This window comes from Planococcus shenhongbingii, assembly GCF_030413635.1.
In the GTDB taxonomy this organism is placed as follows: domain Bacteria; phylum Bacillota; class Bacilli; order Bacillales_A; family Planococcaceae; genus Planococcus; species Planococcus shenhongbingii.
In genome coordinates this window covers 1,481,187-1,496,434 of the sequence record NZ_CP129235.1, presented here as the reverse complement: position 1 = coordinate 1,496,434, position 15,248 = coordinate 1,481,187, and the positions used below count along the sequence as shown (strand labels likewise).

At 43.5% G+C, this 15,248-nt stretch carries 17 protein-coding genes and 1 other annotated feature; of the genes, 2 read left to right on the top strand and 15 right to left on the bottom strand.

The window, feature by feature from the left end; all coding sequences use genetic code 11:
- Positions 1 to 10 precede the first annotated feature (10 nt).
- The 3 genes from polX to zapA are packed head-to-tail and all read right to left on the bottom strand — an operon-like array spanning position 11 to position 2,577.
- Entirely contained in the window at positions 11 to 1,714 is a 1,704-nt protein-coding gene (polX, locus tag QWY16_RS07430) for a DNA polymerase/3'-5' exonuclease PolX (RefSeq protein ID WP_300992328.1), read from the bottom strand.
- Between the two features lie 60 nt (positions 1,715 to 1,774).
- Entirely contained in the window at positions 1,775 to 2,311 is a 537-nt protein-coding gene (locus QWY16_RS07425) for a CvpA family protein (protein WP_300992327.1), read from the bottom strand.
- Positions 2,312 to 2,316: 5 nt separating this feature from the next.
- Complete coding sequence (zapA, locus tag QWY16_RS07420) at positions 2,317 to 2,577, bottom strand: cell division protein ZapA (RefSeq protein ID WP_300992326.1); 261 nt, start codon at positions 2,575 to 2,577, stop codon at positions 2,317 to 2,319.
- An 84-nt stretch (positions 2,578 to 2,661) separates the two neighbouring features.
- On the opposite strand from zapA, the gene rnhC reads away from it, so the two are divergent.
- Positions 2,662 to 3,597, top strand: coding sequence for a ribonuclease HIII (gene rnhC / locus QWY16_RS07415; protein ID WP_300992325.1), 936 nt, complete (start codon positions 2,662 to 2,664; stop codon positions 3,595 to 3,597).
- Positions 3,598 to 3,782: 185 nt separating this feature from the next.
- Here rnhC and QWY16_RS07410 read toward each other — a convergent pair whose 3' ends face one another.
- From QWY16_RS07410 to QWY16_RS07365, 10 genes are all read right to left on the bottom strand, one after another.
- Positions 3,783 to 4,907, bottom strand: a complete 1,125-nt coding sequence (locus QWY16_RS07410) for a hypothetical protein (RefSeq protein ID WP_300992324.1) — start codon at positions 4,905 to 4,907, stop codon at positions 3,783 to 3,785.
- Positions 4,908 to 4,917: 10 nt separating this feature from the next.
- The gene (locus QWY16_RS07405; protein WP_300992323.1) at positions 4,918 to 5,379 is read right to left on the bottom strand and encodes a prepilin-type N-terminal cleavage/methylation domain-containing protein; all 462 of its coding nucleotides are present in this window, start codon (positions 5,377 to 5,379) and stop codon (positions 4,918 to 4,920) included.
- Positions 5,380 to 5,383: 4 nt separating this feature from the next.
- On the bottom strand, positions 5,384 to 5,815 hold the full coding sequence (locus QWY16_RS07400) for a prepilin-type N-terminal cleavage/methylation domain-containing protein (RefSeq protein WP_300992321.1): 432 nt from the start codon (positions 5,813 to 5,815) through the stop codon (positions 5,384 to 5,386).
- Positions 5,816 to 6,016: 201 nt separating this feature from the next.
- Positions 6,017 to 8,416, bottom strand: a complete 2,400-nt coding sequence (pheT, locus tag QWY16_RS07395) for a phenylalanine--tRNA ligase subunit beta (protein WP_300992320.1) — start codon at positions 8,414 to 8,416, stop codon at positions 6,017 to 6,019.
- A 14-nt stretch (positions 8,417 to 8,430) separates the two neighbouring features.
- A complete protein-coding gene (gene pheS, locus QWY16_RS07390; RefSeq protein ID WP_300992319.1) occupies positions 8,431 to 9,468 on the bottom strand; it encodes a phenylalanine--tRNA ligase subunit alpha in 1,038 nt (345 codons plus the stop codon).
- A gap of 39 nt (positions 9,469 to 9,507) precedes the next feature.
- Positions 9,508 to 9,736: a binding site (T-box leader), on the bottom strand.
- A 44-nt stretch (positions 9,737 to 9,780) separates the two neighbouring features.
- Positions 9,781 to 10,548 carry a TrmH family RNA methyltransferase gene (locus QWY16_RS07385; RefSeq protein ID WP_300992318.1) on the bottom strand — a complete coding sequence of 256 codons (768 nt, stop codon included), beginning with the start codon at positions 10,546 to 10,548 and terminating at the stop codon, positions 9,781 to 9,783.
- Between the two features lie 135 nt (positions 10,549 to 10,683).
- Positions 10,684 to 11,010, bottom strand: coding sequence for a hypothetical protein (locus QWY16_RS07380; protein ID WP_436837182.1), 327 nt, complete (start codon positions 11,008 to 11,010; stop codon positions 10,684 to 10,686).
- A 141-nt stretch (positions 11,011 to 11,151) separates the two neighbouring features.
- Positions 11,152 to 12,087, bottom strand: coding sequence for a nuclease-related domain-containing protein (locus tag QWY16_RS07375; protein WP_300992316.1), 936 nt, complete (start codon positions 12,085 to 12,087; stop codon positions 11,152 to 11,154).
- A gap of 233 nt (positions 12,088 to 12,320) precedes the next feature.
- Positions 12,321 to 13,409, bottom strand: a complete 1,089-nt coding sequence (locus QWY16_RS07370) for a M42 family metallopeptidase (RefSeq protein ID WP_300992314.1) — start codon at positions 13,407 to 13,409, stop codon at positions 12,321 to 12,323.
- Positions 13,410 to 13,476: 67 nt separating this feature from the next.
- Positions 13,477 to 13,962, bottom strand: coding sequence for a dUTP diphosphatase (locus QWY16_RS07365; RefSeq protein ID WP_300992313.1), 486 nt, complete (start codon positions 13,960 to 13,962; stop codon positions 13,477 to 13,479).
- A 94-nt stretch (positions 13,963 to 14,056) separates the two neighbouring features.
- Between QWY16_RS07365 and QWY16_RS07360 the strand changes: the two genes are divergently transcribed.
- On the top strand, positions 14,057 to 14,443 hold the full coding sequence (locus QWY16_RS07360; RefSeq protein WP_300992312.1) for a sigma-w pathway protein ysdB: 387 nt from the start codon (positions 14,057 to 14,059) through the stop codon (positions 14,441 to 14,443).
- Between the two features lie 10 nt (positions 14,444 to 14,453).
- On the opposite strand, the gene QWY16_RS07355 is transcribed toward QWY16_RS07360, so the two are convergent.
- On the bottom strand, positions 14,454 to 14,726 hold the full coding sequence (locus tag QWY16_RS07355; RefSeq protein ID WP_300992310.1) for a DUF1294 domain-containing protein: 273 nt from the start codon (positions 14,724 to 14,726) through the stop codon (positions 14,454 to 14,456).
- 59 nt (positions 14,727 to 14,785) lie between these two features.
- Positions 14,786 to 15,145: a 50S ribosomal protein L20 gene (gene rplT, locus QWY16_RS07350; RefSeq protein WP_036804741.1), complete on the bottom strand. Its 360-nt coding sequence runs from the start codon at positions 15,143 to 15,145 to the stop codon at positions 14,786 to 14,788.
- Positions 15,146 to 15,248: the final 103 nt, after the last annotated feature.

Genomic DNA, 15,248 nt, shown 5'->3' with positions numbered 1-15,248 from the left:
GAGACACCTCCTATTTTTTCAGGTATTCTTTCAATTTCTCCAATGTCCAAGTATTGACGACATTGTCTTTTTTCAGCCATGCTTTTTGGGCATGGCGGACGCCAATTGCCATTACATCGAGTTGTTCAATCGCATGAGCATCCGTATTAATGGCGACAGGCACCCCTTTTTCCTGAGCCATTTCCAGATGTTCAACTGCCAAGTCCAAACGGTATGGACTGGCATTCAATTCCACAATTTTGCCGTATTCTTTTGCCCAGTCGAGCAGCTGCTCGATATCCGGGTCATAGCCGCTACGCTGGCCGACAATGCGGCCCGTCGGATGAGCAATCATATCCACATGGGGATTTTTCATCGCCGTCAAGATCCGTTCCATGATCTGTTCCCGTGGCTGCTGGAAACTGGAATGGATGCTGGCAATCACAAAATCAAGCTGTTCCAGCACTTCATCCTCAAAATCGAGTGAACCGTCCGGCAAAATATCCATTTCTGTTCCGGAAAGCACTTCGATATCGTCGTATTTCTGATTTAATTCACGGATTTCTGCATTTTGTTTTAATAAACGTTCCGGCGTTAAGCCGTTTGCGACTTTCAGATACTCTGAATGGTCCGTAATCACCATATAGCTATAATTACGGCTGCGGCACGCATCAATCATTTCCGTCAGCGAATGAGCGCCGTCCGACCACGTCGTATGCATATGCAAATCGCCTTTGATATCCGGCAAATCGACGATCAGCGGGATATCGTCGAGAAGATCCAATTCGCGCCCGTCTTCCCGTACGGTCGGCGGAATGAACGGCAAGCCAAAATGAGCATAGAAATCGGTTTCGGATGCAAACGTTGCCACCGTCCCGTCTTCTTGCTCAACCCCGTATTCACTGATTTTCTTGTTCTGCGATTTCGCGAGCTGCCGCATTTTCACGTTATGGTCTTTTGAACCTGTGAAATGATGTAACGCTGTGACAAATTCTTCTGGTGCCACCAAGCGGAAATCAATGTCAATCGGATCCTGGAATTCCACTGTCACCGAAACTTTCGTGTCGCCGGAGGCAATGGTCTCCTGAATAGGAAGAGCAGCCAGCAATTGTTCTTTTACAGCAGCAGGATTGGCAGTTGCAACGATAAAGTCGAGGTCTTTGCTTGTCTCTTTCGTACGCCGGTAACTTCCAGCTACCGAAAACTCACTGATGCCTTCGATATTAGACAGTATATCCTCAACAAACTCCACGGCTTCTTCCGTTTTCCAGATGGGATGGCGTCCTGGTTTGGAGTCGAATTCAGTCAATTCCTTTAAAATCTTCTCTTCGGATTTCGGACCGAAGCCAGGCAATTTCTGAATCTCATGGTCAAGGCACGCCTGTTTCAGCGCTTCGGCAGAATCGATTCCCAGTTCTTTATAGAGCTTGGCAATTTTTTTGCCGCCCATGCCTTGCAGTTTCATCAATGGTACGAGCCCTTTTGGCACTTCGGCTTGAAGTTCTTCCAATACCGTAGATTTACCCGTAGCGACCAATTCCAGAATGACATCACCGGTTCCTTTGCCGATGCCTTTCAGTTTGGTCACGTCTTCCAGTTCATCTAAACTGCGCTGATCCAGTTCAAGCGCTTGTGCCGCTTTTCGGAAAGCCGATACTTTAAACGGGTTTTCCCCTTTTAACTCCATATACAATGCAATTTTTTCAAGTGTTCTGATGATAATTTTTTTATTCATCCAGAGCCCTCCAGTATTTAGACTTAAAAAAACTTCCCCCGGTAAGAGAGAAGTTCTTACTTACGTATAAATATACCACCATTCTTTTACTTTCTCTGAGAAATACGGTGTCCGTTCAAGCATGAACTGGGCAATCCCTGAATTCTCGAGCTGGCTTTGAACGGCATCCATCGGAAGCAGCGCAAATACGTAAATGACGATGAACAGCAGTATGTACACTTCGACAAAACCTAATACCGCCCCTAGAATTTTGCTGAAGAAACCAAGAACCGGCAAATATTTCAGGAAATCAAACATGGATGCAATCAACTGCAATCCGAATTTAACCACAAAGAAAATTAATGCGAAGGCGAGTAACTGGTAAAATGTTTGATCCAGGTCCAGCTGCTCAATGGCAATCGTAAACCGGGAATCTTCGCCGACAACCGGATACGGCACCCATAGCACGAAGTAGTCGGCTAAAGGTTTATAATAGAGATAAGCAACGACGAGTGCGACAATAAAGCCTACCATATGAATCAGCTGGAGCACGAGTCCCCGTTTGGCGCCAACAATAATGCCGCCAAGCAACAAAATCAGTAAAATAATATCTAGCATGTTCGTCAACCCTTCAACTTTCTCAATTCATTTTCTAATTGTTCTACGTGCTCTTTCAGTTTAAGATTATCATGTACCATATTAACAGCGGTTAATACAGCGAGCTTCGAACTGTCAAGTGATGGGTTCATCGCATGGATTTCACGCATCTTCTCATCCACCATCGATGCGACTAATTGCATATGCGCGGATGTTTCTGTGCCAACCAGTTTATAAGTATAGCCATATATCTTTACTGAAGTGCGAATTCTGTGATCCTCTGCCAATGCTCCATCCCTCCTTAGAAATCCTATACATAATCATAACATGAACTAATCCAGAAAGTGAATTATAAGAAAGGAGACTTACCCATGTCAAACACAGTGCTTCAACTTCCCGAGGAAAGTCTCCTCCAGATCATCAATCATTATAACAATAAAAAAGTGGCAGCCAAAGCTCCGTATATCCGCTTTACCGCTAAACTGTCCGACGCGGTCGTGACCGTTTATAATTCCGGCAAAGTCATGTTCCAAGGAGCAGGAGCTGAACGCGAAGCTGCCAGATGGGGTTCCACCTCCCCTGCCGCTGTTAAAACGGTCTCTACTAAAGGCGATGTTTTGCCGCCCGATTTCGCATATAAGTCCGTTCTCGGATCCGATGAAACTGGAACCGGCGATTTTTTCGGTCCGATTACAGTTGCCGCTTGTTTTGTACCGGCTGATAAAGTCGCGCTTGCCCATGAACTCGGAGTAAAAGACTCCAAACAATTGACTGATGATTATATGCGCATCATTGCACCGGACTTAAAAGCGGCCTTTCTTCATAGTGTATTGACCTTAAAAAATGATAAATACAATGCTGTTCAAAGCAAAGACTGGTCACAAGGAAAAATCAAAGCGTTGCTGCATAATCAAGCATTAAAACATGTTTTGCGCAAAATTGCCCCTGAGAAACCGGAAGCGATTTTAATTGACCAATTTGCTGAGCGCGGCATCTATTACAACCATATTAAAAACGAAGCGGAAATCATCCGCGAAAACGTGCTGTTTTCCACTAAAGCGGAAGGTTTGCATGTATCGGTAGCTTGCGCCTCCATCATCGCGCGCGTGGCATTTTTGGAAGAAATGGATGCACTCAGCCAAAAAGCTGGCGTCACATTGCCAAAAGGTGCAGGGAAAATCGTCGACGAAGCAGCAGCGAAGATTCTGCTGAAGCATGGTGAGGCGTTTTTGCAGTCCATAACGAAAGTCCATTTTGCCAATACGAAAAAAGCGAAAGACTTGGCGTTTAAAAAGAGGTCTCATTGATATCCGAGTTATTTGAAAAGCTTGAGGAAAATCCTTGAGCTTTTTTCATTACCCCTTTAAATTTTTAGAACATTCTTATTTTACCATATCTCTGGAAGAAACCGAAGATATTTAAGTATTACGTACTAAATAATTTATTCGATGATACTTAAGAATCACTAAGTCTGCGGATTTCTCAAACGATGCTATTGGTAACTTATGTCTATATTATCTTGGAGCATCCAGTTAGGAATATCTCCATTTTCCTCTAACATTTCTGGAATTGTGCAACTTAGGGAATATGCTTGTCTCATTTGAGTTGTTTTTAGACTATGAAACGGATTAACAATTTCTGTATATTTTTTCAGATTATTTTCTTGGTAAACTTTACCTCCTATATATATATGCACATCACTTTTTTCAGCAACTTTTTTGTTATGCGTTATATATTTATAGTTCTGTGGCAAATATAAGTTTCCAAAAACAAAAACTTTAGTCTTATCATCTTTCCAATTAATTATATCCGATGGTAAGTAAGCATCTTTCCTGACAAGCAATTCAATAGAACTTTGCCCACCCCAGTCAATTTGAGTTAATGCTGTAAAATTTCCCCCAACTCCAATACACGTGTGATTATTCAAGTTCATACTTTGACCAGCTACATTTCCAGGCATTATGATTCCATTTATAAATAAATGCTTCTTTGCTTTTAGCACTGTTTCAAAACCTGTTCCTGTAGATAGAACCGATTTGATAGTTAAATTGTCAGAGAAAGTGGAAGCTTCAGTTCCTGAGTGTTTAGTAAGAGAGAGCGAATCAACTTTTTTTCCGCTACCTGGTTCTTCTAAAGGTGGCTGAATTGTATTCGTAGATTCTTCAGCTTGTTCTAAATCTCCCCCAATATTATTCGCATAAAATTTTGCTATTACTTCCTTTTGAGTATCAACATTTACGGTTCCTAAACTCTTAATACTAATTTCCAAAGTTTTACCTGCTTCAATTTCCTTGCAAGAGGCACCGGATGCTTCTACTCCAACCACATTGTACATACCTTTTTCTAACTTTTTGTTTGATCCTAATAAAGCCTCAACGTCATTACAGGTAAGAACGTTAGAAGTAGAGCTTGCAATTTTGTCTTTTAAAACTGCCTCATAGTGGATAACCCCCATTTCCGCTTGGTGCCTCGCTTGAACTTGTTCTTCTTTTTTATTAAATTGTTTCGCAGCGTTCATATTCATCGCAAGCAAACCCATTCCTAGAACAGTAAATAGGAGAACTAGCATTAAAACCATTAATAATGCGTATCCCTTTTCGCTTCTAACCGCTTTCATATCTTTCCTCCTAATTCAATTTGCTAAACGACGTATTTACATTAAACTTTGGATCATTAGAATCTGCACCTTTTGCTCGTATCAATAAATTAAAAAAAGAACTCTCTGTTCTTTTGATTGTTACTGTTTTTTTAGTAAGTGAAGAGCTTAATGCAGCAGGATCTAAATCATATTCGAAGCCTTCGGAAAGTTGGATTTCTACTCCTGTATCATCAGTAATAAACAATTTGTTTCCATCTACCTTAATAGAGAATTCTTCCGGAATTGCTGCATCTTTTTCATTTAGCAAGTAATGTGCTCGTATTTTCTCAACGATAACATTAGCTTCTTGTTGTAATTGCTGTTTAGTTCCTGTCCGTTGCGAGGCGTTTGTCCCATTTGTTAAAACAGAAGCTATCAACACAGTAACAATTCCTGCTAGAGCTAGAGCTGCTAAAAGTTCTACTAATGTCATACCTTTTTCACTTCTCATAGCTTCACCTCTTCAAATACATTTCAGTTTTAAATTCAGGCTCGTTGATTCCATAGCCCGACCTTGACTTTACAGATATAATTGCTTTTTTAAGCACTAACTTTTTTGTTGGGTCATCTTGACGAGGAACCTCAATAATTTCTTCTGTCAAAGTGATAATATATTGTTCATGTGTAGTTCGATCTTCAATATAGTTGCTTACTAACTTATAATCTTTTTGGTCCTTTAACGATCTAATTTCACTCAAGTCACGAACGTCTGCCACCACTTCTTCAGCCACTTGAACCGCTGTTAAAGTTTCATGGTTATGCGCAGTAAAATTAGCCGATTGCGTAAAGAATGACATGAATGCCACAAGAATTATCCCTAAAAGGACAAGGGCTGCCAATAACTCTACCAAAGTCATGCCGCCTTCATTTTGATACTTGCCTTTCATTTAATTTTTCTCCTCCATTCAACTATGTCCTTTTAACCAATTTAAAATTAATTACTTCCATTTTAACATAATAAAAAAATATAAATAGTTCTTTTTATCAATATAAATGTAATAAAAAACCCATAAATTATATTTTCTTATACAAAAAAAAGCGGAATCATAAAGATTCCGCTTTTCCCTTAAATCAAATTACCTATTTCATTAGCTGCGCAGTTCCGCGCCAACTTCAGTTAAAGCTGATAGAACTTTCTCATGGACGTTCGTTACTTCTTCATCCGTCAACGTTTTCTCCGGATCGAAGTACGTCAGTGAGAATGCCACTGATTTTTTGCCTTCTTCCAGGTTGTCTCCTTCGTACAAGTCGAAGACACGGACATCTTTCAGCAGTTTGCCGCCTGCATTGCGGATCACTGTTTCAATCGTTCCTGCTTCAACGATTTTCGAAAGGACCAAAGCAACGTCACGTGAAATCGATGGATAACGCGGCACTGGCGTGTAGACAAGTGCTTCCGATTCAACATTCAATAACGCCGCCATGTTCAATTCCATGACAATCGTATTTTTCAAGTCGCGCGCTTTTTGTTCAGTCGGGTGAAGCTGGCCGATGACACCTACTCGGTTGCCATTCAGCATGATAAATGCTGTGCGCCCTGGATGCAAATCGTCCATCTGGCCGCGTTCAAATGCCAGCTCAACTCCAAGTTTAGCAGCCAGCCCTTCTACAATGCCTTTCAATACGAAGAAATCGACGGCTTTCTTTTCGCCTTGCCAGCTATTGTCCAGCCACAGGCCAGTCATGGCGACGGCTAAATGTTCTTCTTCGTTCAGCAATTCGCCTTCCGTTTTCAAGAACACTGCACCGGTTTCATACATAGCGACAGAATCCATTCTTCTAGCCGTGTTATACGTTACCGATTCCAATAAATGCGGCAATAAGCTCTGGCGAAGAGTGCTGCGTTCTTCACTCATCGGCATCAACAGCTGTGTTGTTTCCGTTTCAGTCAACGCAAATTGAGTTGCTGATTTCTCAGACGTCAGTGAATAAGTCGTTGCTTGCAGAAGTCCAGCGCCTTCCAAATACCTGCGGACGGTGCGGCGTTTTTCCTGGTACGGCGTCAAGCCGCCCGGAGTCGCTTCTGTTTCCGGCAAAGTAGCCGGAATTTCATCATAGCCATACAAGCGTGCAATTTCTTCTACAATATCTTCTTCTATTTGAATGTCCTGACGGCGAGTCGGCACTGAGATGACCAGCTGGCCATTGACGGCGTCTGTATTGAATTTCAAACGCTCGAGAATTTCCATCATGTCTTCAAACGGGATTTTCATGCCAAGGCGTGCATTAATGAAGTCCGGGGAAACTGTGACAATTTTTTCTTCCCGGTCAAGGACATCGAAAATAACCGATCCTGAAAGCACTTCCCCGCCGGCAAGTTCAGCGATCAAGCTCGCTGCACGTTCCGCTGCTGGAATGACGCGGTTCGGGTCAACCCCTTTTTCATAGCGTGAACTTGCATCGCTGCGCAAACCGTGGTCTTTTGACGTCTGGCGGATTGAGCCTGATGCAAAATATGCGGATTCGATAACGATGGTCGTTGTCGAATCGCTGACTTCCGAGTTGGCGCCGCCCATGACGCCAGCTAGCGCTACAGGCTCTTCGCCGTTTGTGATCACCAGGTTATGTGCAGATAATACGCGTTCCGTGTCATCCAAAGTCGTAATTTTTTCGCCTTCTTTGGCGTTTCTTACGGTGATATTGCCGGTTTTCAATGAATCGTAGTCGAATGCGTGAAGCGGCTGGCCGTACTCCATCAACACATAGTTCGTAACATCCACTACGTTGTTTAAAGGACGTACTCCGGCAGCCATCAAGCGCTGCTGCAGCCACATTGGTGATTCCTTCACTTCGATGTTGCGGATCACTTTAGCAACATATAACGGGTTGGCATCCGGTGCATCAACGTTCAATGTCAGCATCGATTCCGCTGTATCCGCTGATTCTGTATAAGTTGCTTCCGGCAGTTTTACTTCTTCCGATAAAATAGCGCCGACTTCATACGCAACACCGAGCATGCTCATGGCATCTGCACGGTTTGGCGTCAAATCAAGTTCTAATACGGTATCGTTCAAATCAAAATTCATAATGACATCAGAACCAACTTCGGCATCTTCCGACAAGACATAAATGCCTTCTGCATATGCTTTTGGCACAAGTTTCCCTTCAATTCCCAGTTCTTGAAGAGAGCAGATCATACCGTTCGAATCTTCTCCGCGAAGCTTCGCTTTTTTAATTTTCATGCCGTCTGGCAGTACAGCTCCAGGGCGTGCCACAATCACTTTTTGCCCGGCTGCAATATTCGGTGCGCCGCAGATGATCTGCGTTGTTTCTTCGCCGACATCTACTTGGCAGATCGATAATTTATCCGCTTCCGGGTGTTTGATGCATGATTCAACATAGCCGACCACGACATTTGTGATGCCATGTGAACGGTCGATTACCGCATCGACTTCGATGCCGGAACGCGTTATTTTTTCGCCAAGGTCAGCAGGTGCCAAGTCTTGTGTATCTACATAGTCTTTCAGCCATTTAATGGATACTAACATGTTTTATTTCCTCCTTAAACTTCAGTGCGTTGGAATTGGGATAAAAAGCGGACGTCGTTCGTATAGAAATGGCGGATATCTTCCACGCCGTATTTCAGCATCGCGATCCGTTCAGGTCCCATGCCGAATGCAAATCCAGTCAGGCGTTTTGAATCATAGCCTGCCATTTCAAGTACGTTCGGGTGAACCATGCCGGCACCTAGAATTTCAAGCCAGCCGGTTTTCTTGCAGACGTTGCAGCCGCTTCCGCCGCATTTGAAGCAAGAAATGTCCATTTCAACAGATGGCTCCGTGAACGGGAAAAAGCTTGGGCGCAGACGGATTTCCCGGTCATCGCCAAACATTTTTTTTGCGAATACTTGCAAAGTCCCTTTCAAATCGCTCATGCGGATATCTTCGCCGATGACCAGCCCTTCAATTTGCGTGAACTGGTGGGAATGTGTTGCATCGTCGCTGTCGCGGCGGTACACTTTCCCCGGACAGATGATTTTGAACGGTTCCCCTTTTTTGATTTCCATTGTGCGTGCCTGTACAGGCGAAGTATGCGTACGCAGCAAAACTTCATCTGTTATATAGAAGGTATCCTGCATATCGCGTGCCGGATGTCCTTTTGGCAAGTTGAGGGCTTCGAAGTTGTAATAGTCTTTTTCCACTTCCGGACCTTCTGAGACTTCATAGCCCATGGAAATGAATAAATCTTCAATTTCCTCAACTACGCGAGTCAGCGGATGCGGATTGCCAGTTTTTACAGGGCGTCCCGGCAACGTGATATCGATGGTTTCACTTTGCAGTTTTTCATTGATCGCTTGTTCTTCAAGAATCGCCATGCGCTCTTCAAGAGAAGCAGTCACTTCTTCGCGGATCACATTGACCAAAGCTCCCATTTTCGGGCGCTCTTCCGCCGGCAATTTCCCCATACCTTTCAATAAATCCGTAATCGGCCCTTTTTTGCCTAAATAGGCAACACGGACATCGTTCAATTCTTTCACATTCGTTGCCGCTGAAATTTTCTCCAGCGCAGCTGTTTTTAGTTCCTGCAATTGTGCTTCCATTTTTTCTCCTCCTCTAAACATAAAAAAGCCCCGTCCCAAAAAAGGGACGAGGCATTATTCGCGGTACCACCCTAGTTATTGCGCTATAGCAATCACTCATTTACATAACGGCTCTTCACCGGCCTGTCTTTACAGCATTGTCTGCTGGTCCCGTCAGGCAGCTCGCGGGGTGAACTTCCGAGGCGTTTTGCATATCCGCACTTCCAGTCAAGGCGCAGACTCCCTTTTTGCAACTTCGCAACGTACTTTTCCCGGTCACAGCTTTTGTTATTTACTTCTCAATTATACGAAATTCCGCAACTTTAATCAAACTTAGTTTTTCGGCACCAGGCTGTACAGCAGGATTCCGGTAGCTACAGCCACATTCAGTGATTCTGCTTCGCCGTATAAAGGGACCACCAAGTTCTGGTCCGTCTTATTCAATAAAACCGGATCGACGCCGCTGCCTTCATTGCCGACAATCAAAGCGAAATCTTCCTGGCTCGTTACTTCATGAGCAGGCGTCGCGTTGACTAACGCAGTCCCGAATATGGGAATGCTGCGGTTTTTGAGTGCAGTCGTCCACTCGGTCAATTCACCTTTTATGACAGGAATCTGGAAATGGGAACCTTGCGCGGAACGGACCGTTTTCGGATTGAACGGATCAGCGCAGCCTTTTCCAAGAACAACCGCATCGATGCCGCTCGCTGAAGCAGTGCGAATCATGGTGCCGATATTACCCGGGTCCTGGACAGCATCGATGAGCAATAATCTGCTCCAGGATTGCTGCTCGTCTTCTGTGAATTCGGGCTGTGCGCAATGGGCGAAAATTCCCTGCGAATGCTCTGTTTCAGAAATCTCTTTCGCCACCGCTGCGGTTACCGAGTAGTGCGGGACATCCGACACGTCCCAGTCATCCGGTATGTCAACGCCTTCCCGGACGATCAATGACTTGATCAAATTCTTGTTTTTCAACGCCTCTTCTGTCAAATGGAAGCCTTCAACCAGAAACTCCGCAAATTTATCGCGCTCTTTTCTGGTAGTGACAAGTTTTTTCCAATGCTTGACTAGTGAGTTTTGAATGGATTCAATTCTTTTCATTATGTGGTTCACGCCTTTATTTCAGAATAGCTCAAGTATAGCATATAGAAAAGCGCAGGTGCCCGTGCAGAGTCGACGGGAATAAGATAAAACCTTATCTCCCTTACCATCTGGCAGCTCAATTCTTGGCAAAGCTTACAAGTTTTTCGTAAAAAAGTCGAAGCCGAATGCCGTGGCGAGTCCAAAAAAGAGTGTCCACATGGCAATGCTGATCGTCAGCCAAAGTGTCGTATTCTTTTTTGTCGCGCCAAGCGTCATTCCGATGAAAGCCGCAATATGGGTGCCGATGAGAATCGGACCCAGCAACGCAAGTCCCGGTAAGCCGTATTTATTCCAAATCCGTTTTGCCCGTTCGTTTTTCTTGGAATGGGCTTTCCCTTTCTCCTCTTGCCGCTTTAGATAGATAAGGGCGTTAAATGGATGCTTTTCGCGGGCGAAAAGCGTGAAAAATGGCTTCCGGATTTTTCTATGATCACTTTTGGAGAGTCTATGAGCGCTCAAGACAGTTCTATGATCACTTTTTTCACTTCTATGATCACTCTAGGTGATTCTATGATCACTCAGCGGCTTTCTATGGTCATTCGCTCAATTTGAAGCGCTTATTTACTTCAGAGAATATCTGCTATGCCTTTTTTGTCCGGTTTTTTCAAAATCATTTAAAGTAAGCAACCGTTTGACAGCATGCCGATCTTTTATTCCAGTAAAGTCTCTGATATTTTGATTTGAAATTGGTCCGCCAAATAATGAAAAATATTCGAGAACGGCTCTCACGGGACTGTGATTATCGACAAGCCCGCATTGCAAACATCGCCAGCTGCGTAGATGTTTTACTACAGTCGGCGTATCGCAGTGTTCACAAAAAATTCCGCGAGCCAGCAGTTCAGGTTTTATAGAATATTGAACTAAGATCGGTTTTTGCACAAAAGGCGTCTGATTGCTTTCAATTAAATTCTTCGTGTATTCAAGGGAAGGTCGTAAGTTGGTTGGAGGTTTGTATTCTTTGATGATTTTAAAAAGCAGTTCAATCATGTGGTGATGTCTGCATGTACGGATATTTTTGGGGAGGGTTTTGAGTTCGGATTGCTTGGAAGTAAAAACCAGTAGTCCATCGACAGGCAGCTGTATAGAATGTGCAGCGAACCACGCTTTCATGAAGCGTATGTGTTTCTCTACTTGTATTGCCGGATTGTCCATGACTGTTTTAAGACCAGTCGTATCGACACGATAGAATTCTCTTGTGTCGTTATCGAAATATAATTCGCCACTGATATTTTTAGATTCGATAATAATTGCTACTTTTTCCGTCAATAACAGTCCATCAATCTGAATAGGCCATTGATTTAAAGAGAGACAATTATTCCAGATAATTTCGTATCCTTCCGGAAAATAAAATTCAATAAATTTTTTACGCAACCGCTGCTCACCTCTTATTCCTGCTTCTGTGTTAAATAGCTCTTTTTCGAGAAAGAGATGATCGGGAGAGCCTACTTTTAGCCTTCGAATTGCGCCTTGCAATGCTTCTACTCTTGATGATTTCATATCTTCCTCCTTTCTTGGATAGATGAATTATATCATTTCCGATAATCTTTCGGTTTTTATTTTTTATGATCACTCAGAGGTGTTCTATGGTCACTCCGGGTAGTTCTATGATCACTCTTGCCGCTCTATGATCGCTCCGGGTAGTTCTATGATCACTCAAGACTGTTCTATGGTCACTCGCCCCAACAGAAACAAAAAAACCTCCGCCAAAGGCGAAGGTCTCATCTCAATCATCACTCAAACGTAATGCGAGCAACTGTGTCTTTATCCAATTTCTTAATCACTTCGATGATCAGCTTGACTGCATTCTCGTAGTCATCGCGGTGGAGGATGCCTGCGTGCGAGTGGATATAGCGTGTCGCTACTCCGATTGAAAGTGATGGCACACCATTTGCTGTCAAATGGATGGAACCTGCATCCGTTCCTCCGCCAGCCATTGTTTCAAATTGATACGGAATGCCGGCTTCTTCAGCAGTATCGAGCACCAGCTCACGCAAGCCCCGGTGGGAAACCATTGAAGCATCATATAGCAGAATCTGCGGACCGGCTCCCATTTTGCTGTTGGATTCCTGGGAAGAGATTCCCGGTGTATCGCCTGCAATACCGACATCAACCGCAAAACCGATATCCGGCTGAATCTTAGCTGCTGCTGTTTTCGCACCACGAAGACCTACTTCTTCCTGAGCAGCTCCAACGCCGTAAACAATGTTCGGATGATCAACGCCTTTTAATCCTTTTAATACATCAATTGCAATGGCGCAGCCAATACGGTTGTCCCAAGCTTTTGCCATGAGCATTTTGTCGTTGTTCATGACGTGGAATTCGAAATACGGTGTAACCATATCACCTGGTGTGACGCCCCACTCTTTCGCTTCTTCACGTGTGGAAGCGCCGATATCAATGAACATATCTTTGATTTCAACCGGCTTTTTACGCGCTTCCGGCGTTAAAATATGCGGCGGTTTTGAACCGATGACGCCAATGATTTCTTTGCCGCTGCGTGTTGTAATCGTCACGCGCTGTGCCAGCATGACTTGCGACCACCAGCCGCCGACTGTCTGGAACTTCAAAAATCCTCGATCATCAATCTGAGAGATCATAAAGCCAATCTCATCCAAATGTCCAGCTATCATGATTTTTGGGCCGTCTGCTGCTCCTTCTTTCCGAGCAATCAAGCTTCCTAAACCGTCTGTCTCCACCGAATCTGCAAATGGTGCTATGTATTTTTTCATGACTTCGCGCGGCTGCCGTTCGTTGCCAGCAATACCATTCGCATCTGTCAGTTCTTTTAACATCGTTAATGTTTCGTCCATATTCGCCATTAGTTCGCCTCCCTAAATGTTTACTTGTTTATTATAAATGAAAACCTTTGCATTATCAAAAATTCTACTAATACCCTTCATTTTGGCGGTCGTAATTGGTTTGGTTTTTGGCGATATAAGCTTTTAATACTTCGTCATATGTAAATCCGAGCTCCACTGCAATGGCTCCATACCAGCTCCAGATTTCCTGATAATTTTCCATCGAATAATCTTCAATGAATTTATGTATAGCCGATTGGGTGCTTAAAAATAGTTCGGTCAAATCTTTTTCAGATACCGGCTTTGGCCAAGTTTTCAAATGCGTTAATTCTTTTTCAATGCCGACGGACAGCAGAAAATGAATCGAATCCACGTATTCTTCCAAAATCACTGCTCGGTCTGATGGGCCTTTCGTGCTCCAAAACTTAAAGCAGCGTGTTTCATTGGCGAGTTCCGCAAGTTCCACCAGCAAAGCCAAGCCTTTCTTCCGGAAAACATCCTCACAGATTCCTTGATTGGTTTGGATAAAACGGTCTAATTCTTCCTGCATTTTAAACAATTCTTTCAGTTCCATAAAAACACTCCTTAATATAAATAAAATCTTGAAACTATAATACTTGTCATCCGTATATTATACATTAGAACAATTGGAGACAGGGGGACTTCATGTGGCTTTTTTAATTCGCCTCATTGTTATTGCCATTATACTTTACTTAATCTACCACTTGTTCCGCTATCTTTTAGATCCAACGCGGAAGTTCGATGCAGCTGTTAAAAACGGCGCCTATTATTTTTATGATGATGTGAATAATGTCCGCAAGAATTTTTTCATTACGATGCGCGGGGTTGTCTTTGAAGGAGAAAAGTATATCGGAGCCACAGAAGAGGCATTTGAAGTAGCATCCATATTTGTATGGGCTGAGAATCCCGAAAAACTGCATGGATTTACAAAAGAAGATTTTTATTTTCTGGAAAAAGAAATCAGGATGCATTATCCAAAAGCACAAATCAATTGGAAAAATCCGATTGAACAATTAATGAAACACCAAGGGTGAGCGTTCACCCTCAGTTAATCGTTTGGTAACTCCATACAAGAATCGCTGCATCAATCACAGCAAGCATCAGGAAACCCACTCGGAAATTGGTATGGCGCGTTTTGTGGCGGAAAAACATCATGCCAAGGTAAGCGCCAATGCCGCCGCCAAAAATGGCTGCAGTCCATAAATTCTTTTCTGGTATGCGCCGGCCACGCCGCTGCGCCTGCTTTTTGTCCATGTACATCATGGCAAACGCCAGAACAGACAGTAACACAAAATATCCAAGGATAATCAAAAACATGTGAATGCCTCCAAAGAAAAAGACTGGCGAGTTTTCGCCAGTCTTTTCATTATGATTTTTTATTTGTTCATTGCATTTTTAGCTTGGTCAGCTAGTGCAGTGAAAGCAGCTGCATCAGATACAGCGATTTCAGCTAGCATTTTGCGGTTGATGTCGATTCCAGCAACTTTCAAACCGTGCATTAGACGGCTGTAAGAGATGTCGTTCAAACGAGCTGCTGCGTTGATACGAGTGATCCACAATCTGCGGAAGTCACGTTTTTTGTTGCGACGGTCACGGTAAGCATAGTTACCAGATTTCATCACTTGTTGGTTAGCTACTTTATATTGAATGTGCTTAGCACCGTAATAACCTTTTGCTAATTTAATTACCTTTTTACGACGCTGGCGCGTCACTGTTCCACCTTTTACGCGTGGCATAATCCATTACCTCCTGCTTGAATATAAAAAATTCGATTTTTTATTTTGTCTAGACTGCAGCGCCCAGATTCTCGGGGTCATAAGCCAAAGTGCCTGTGCGGCA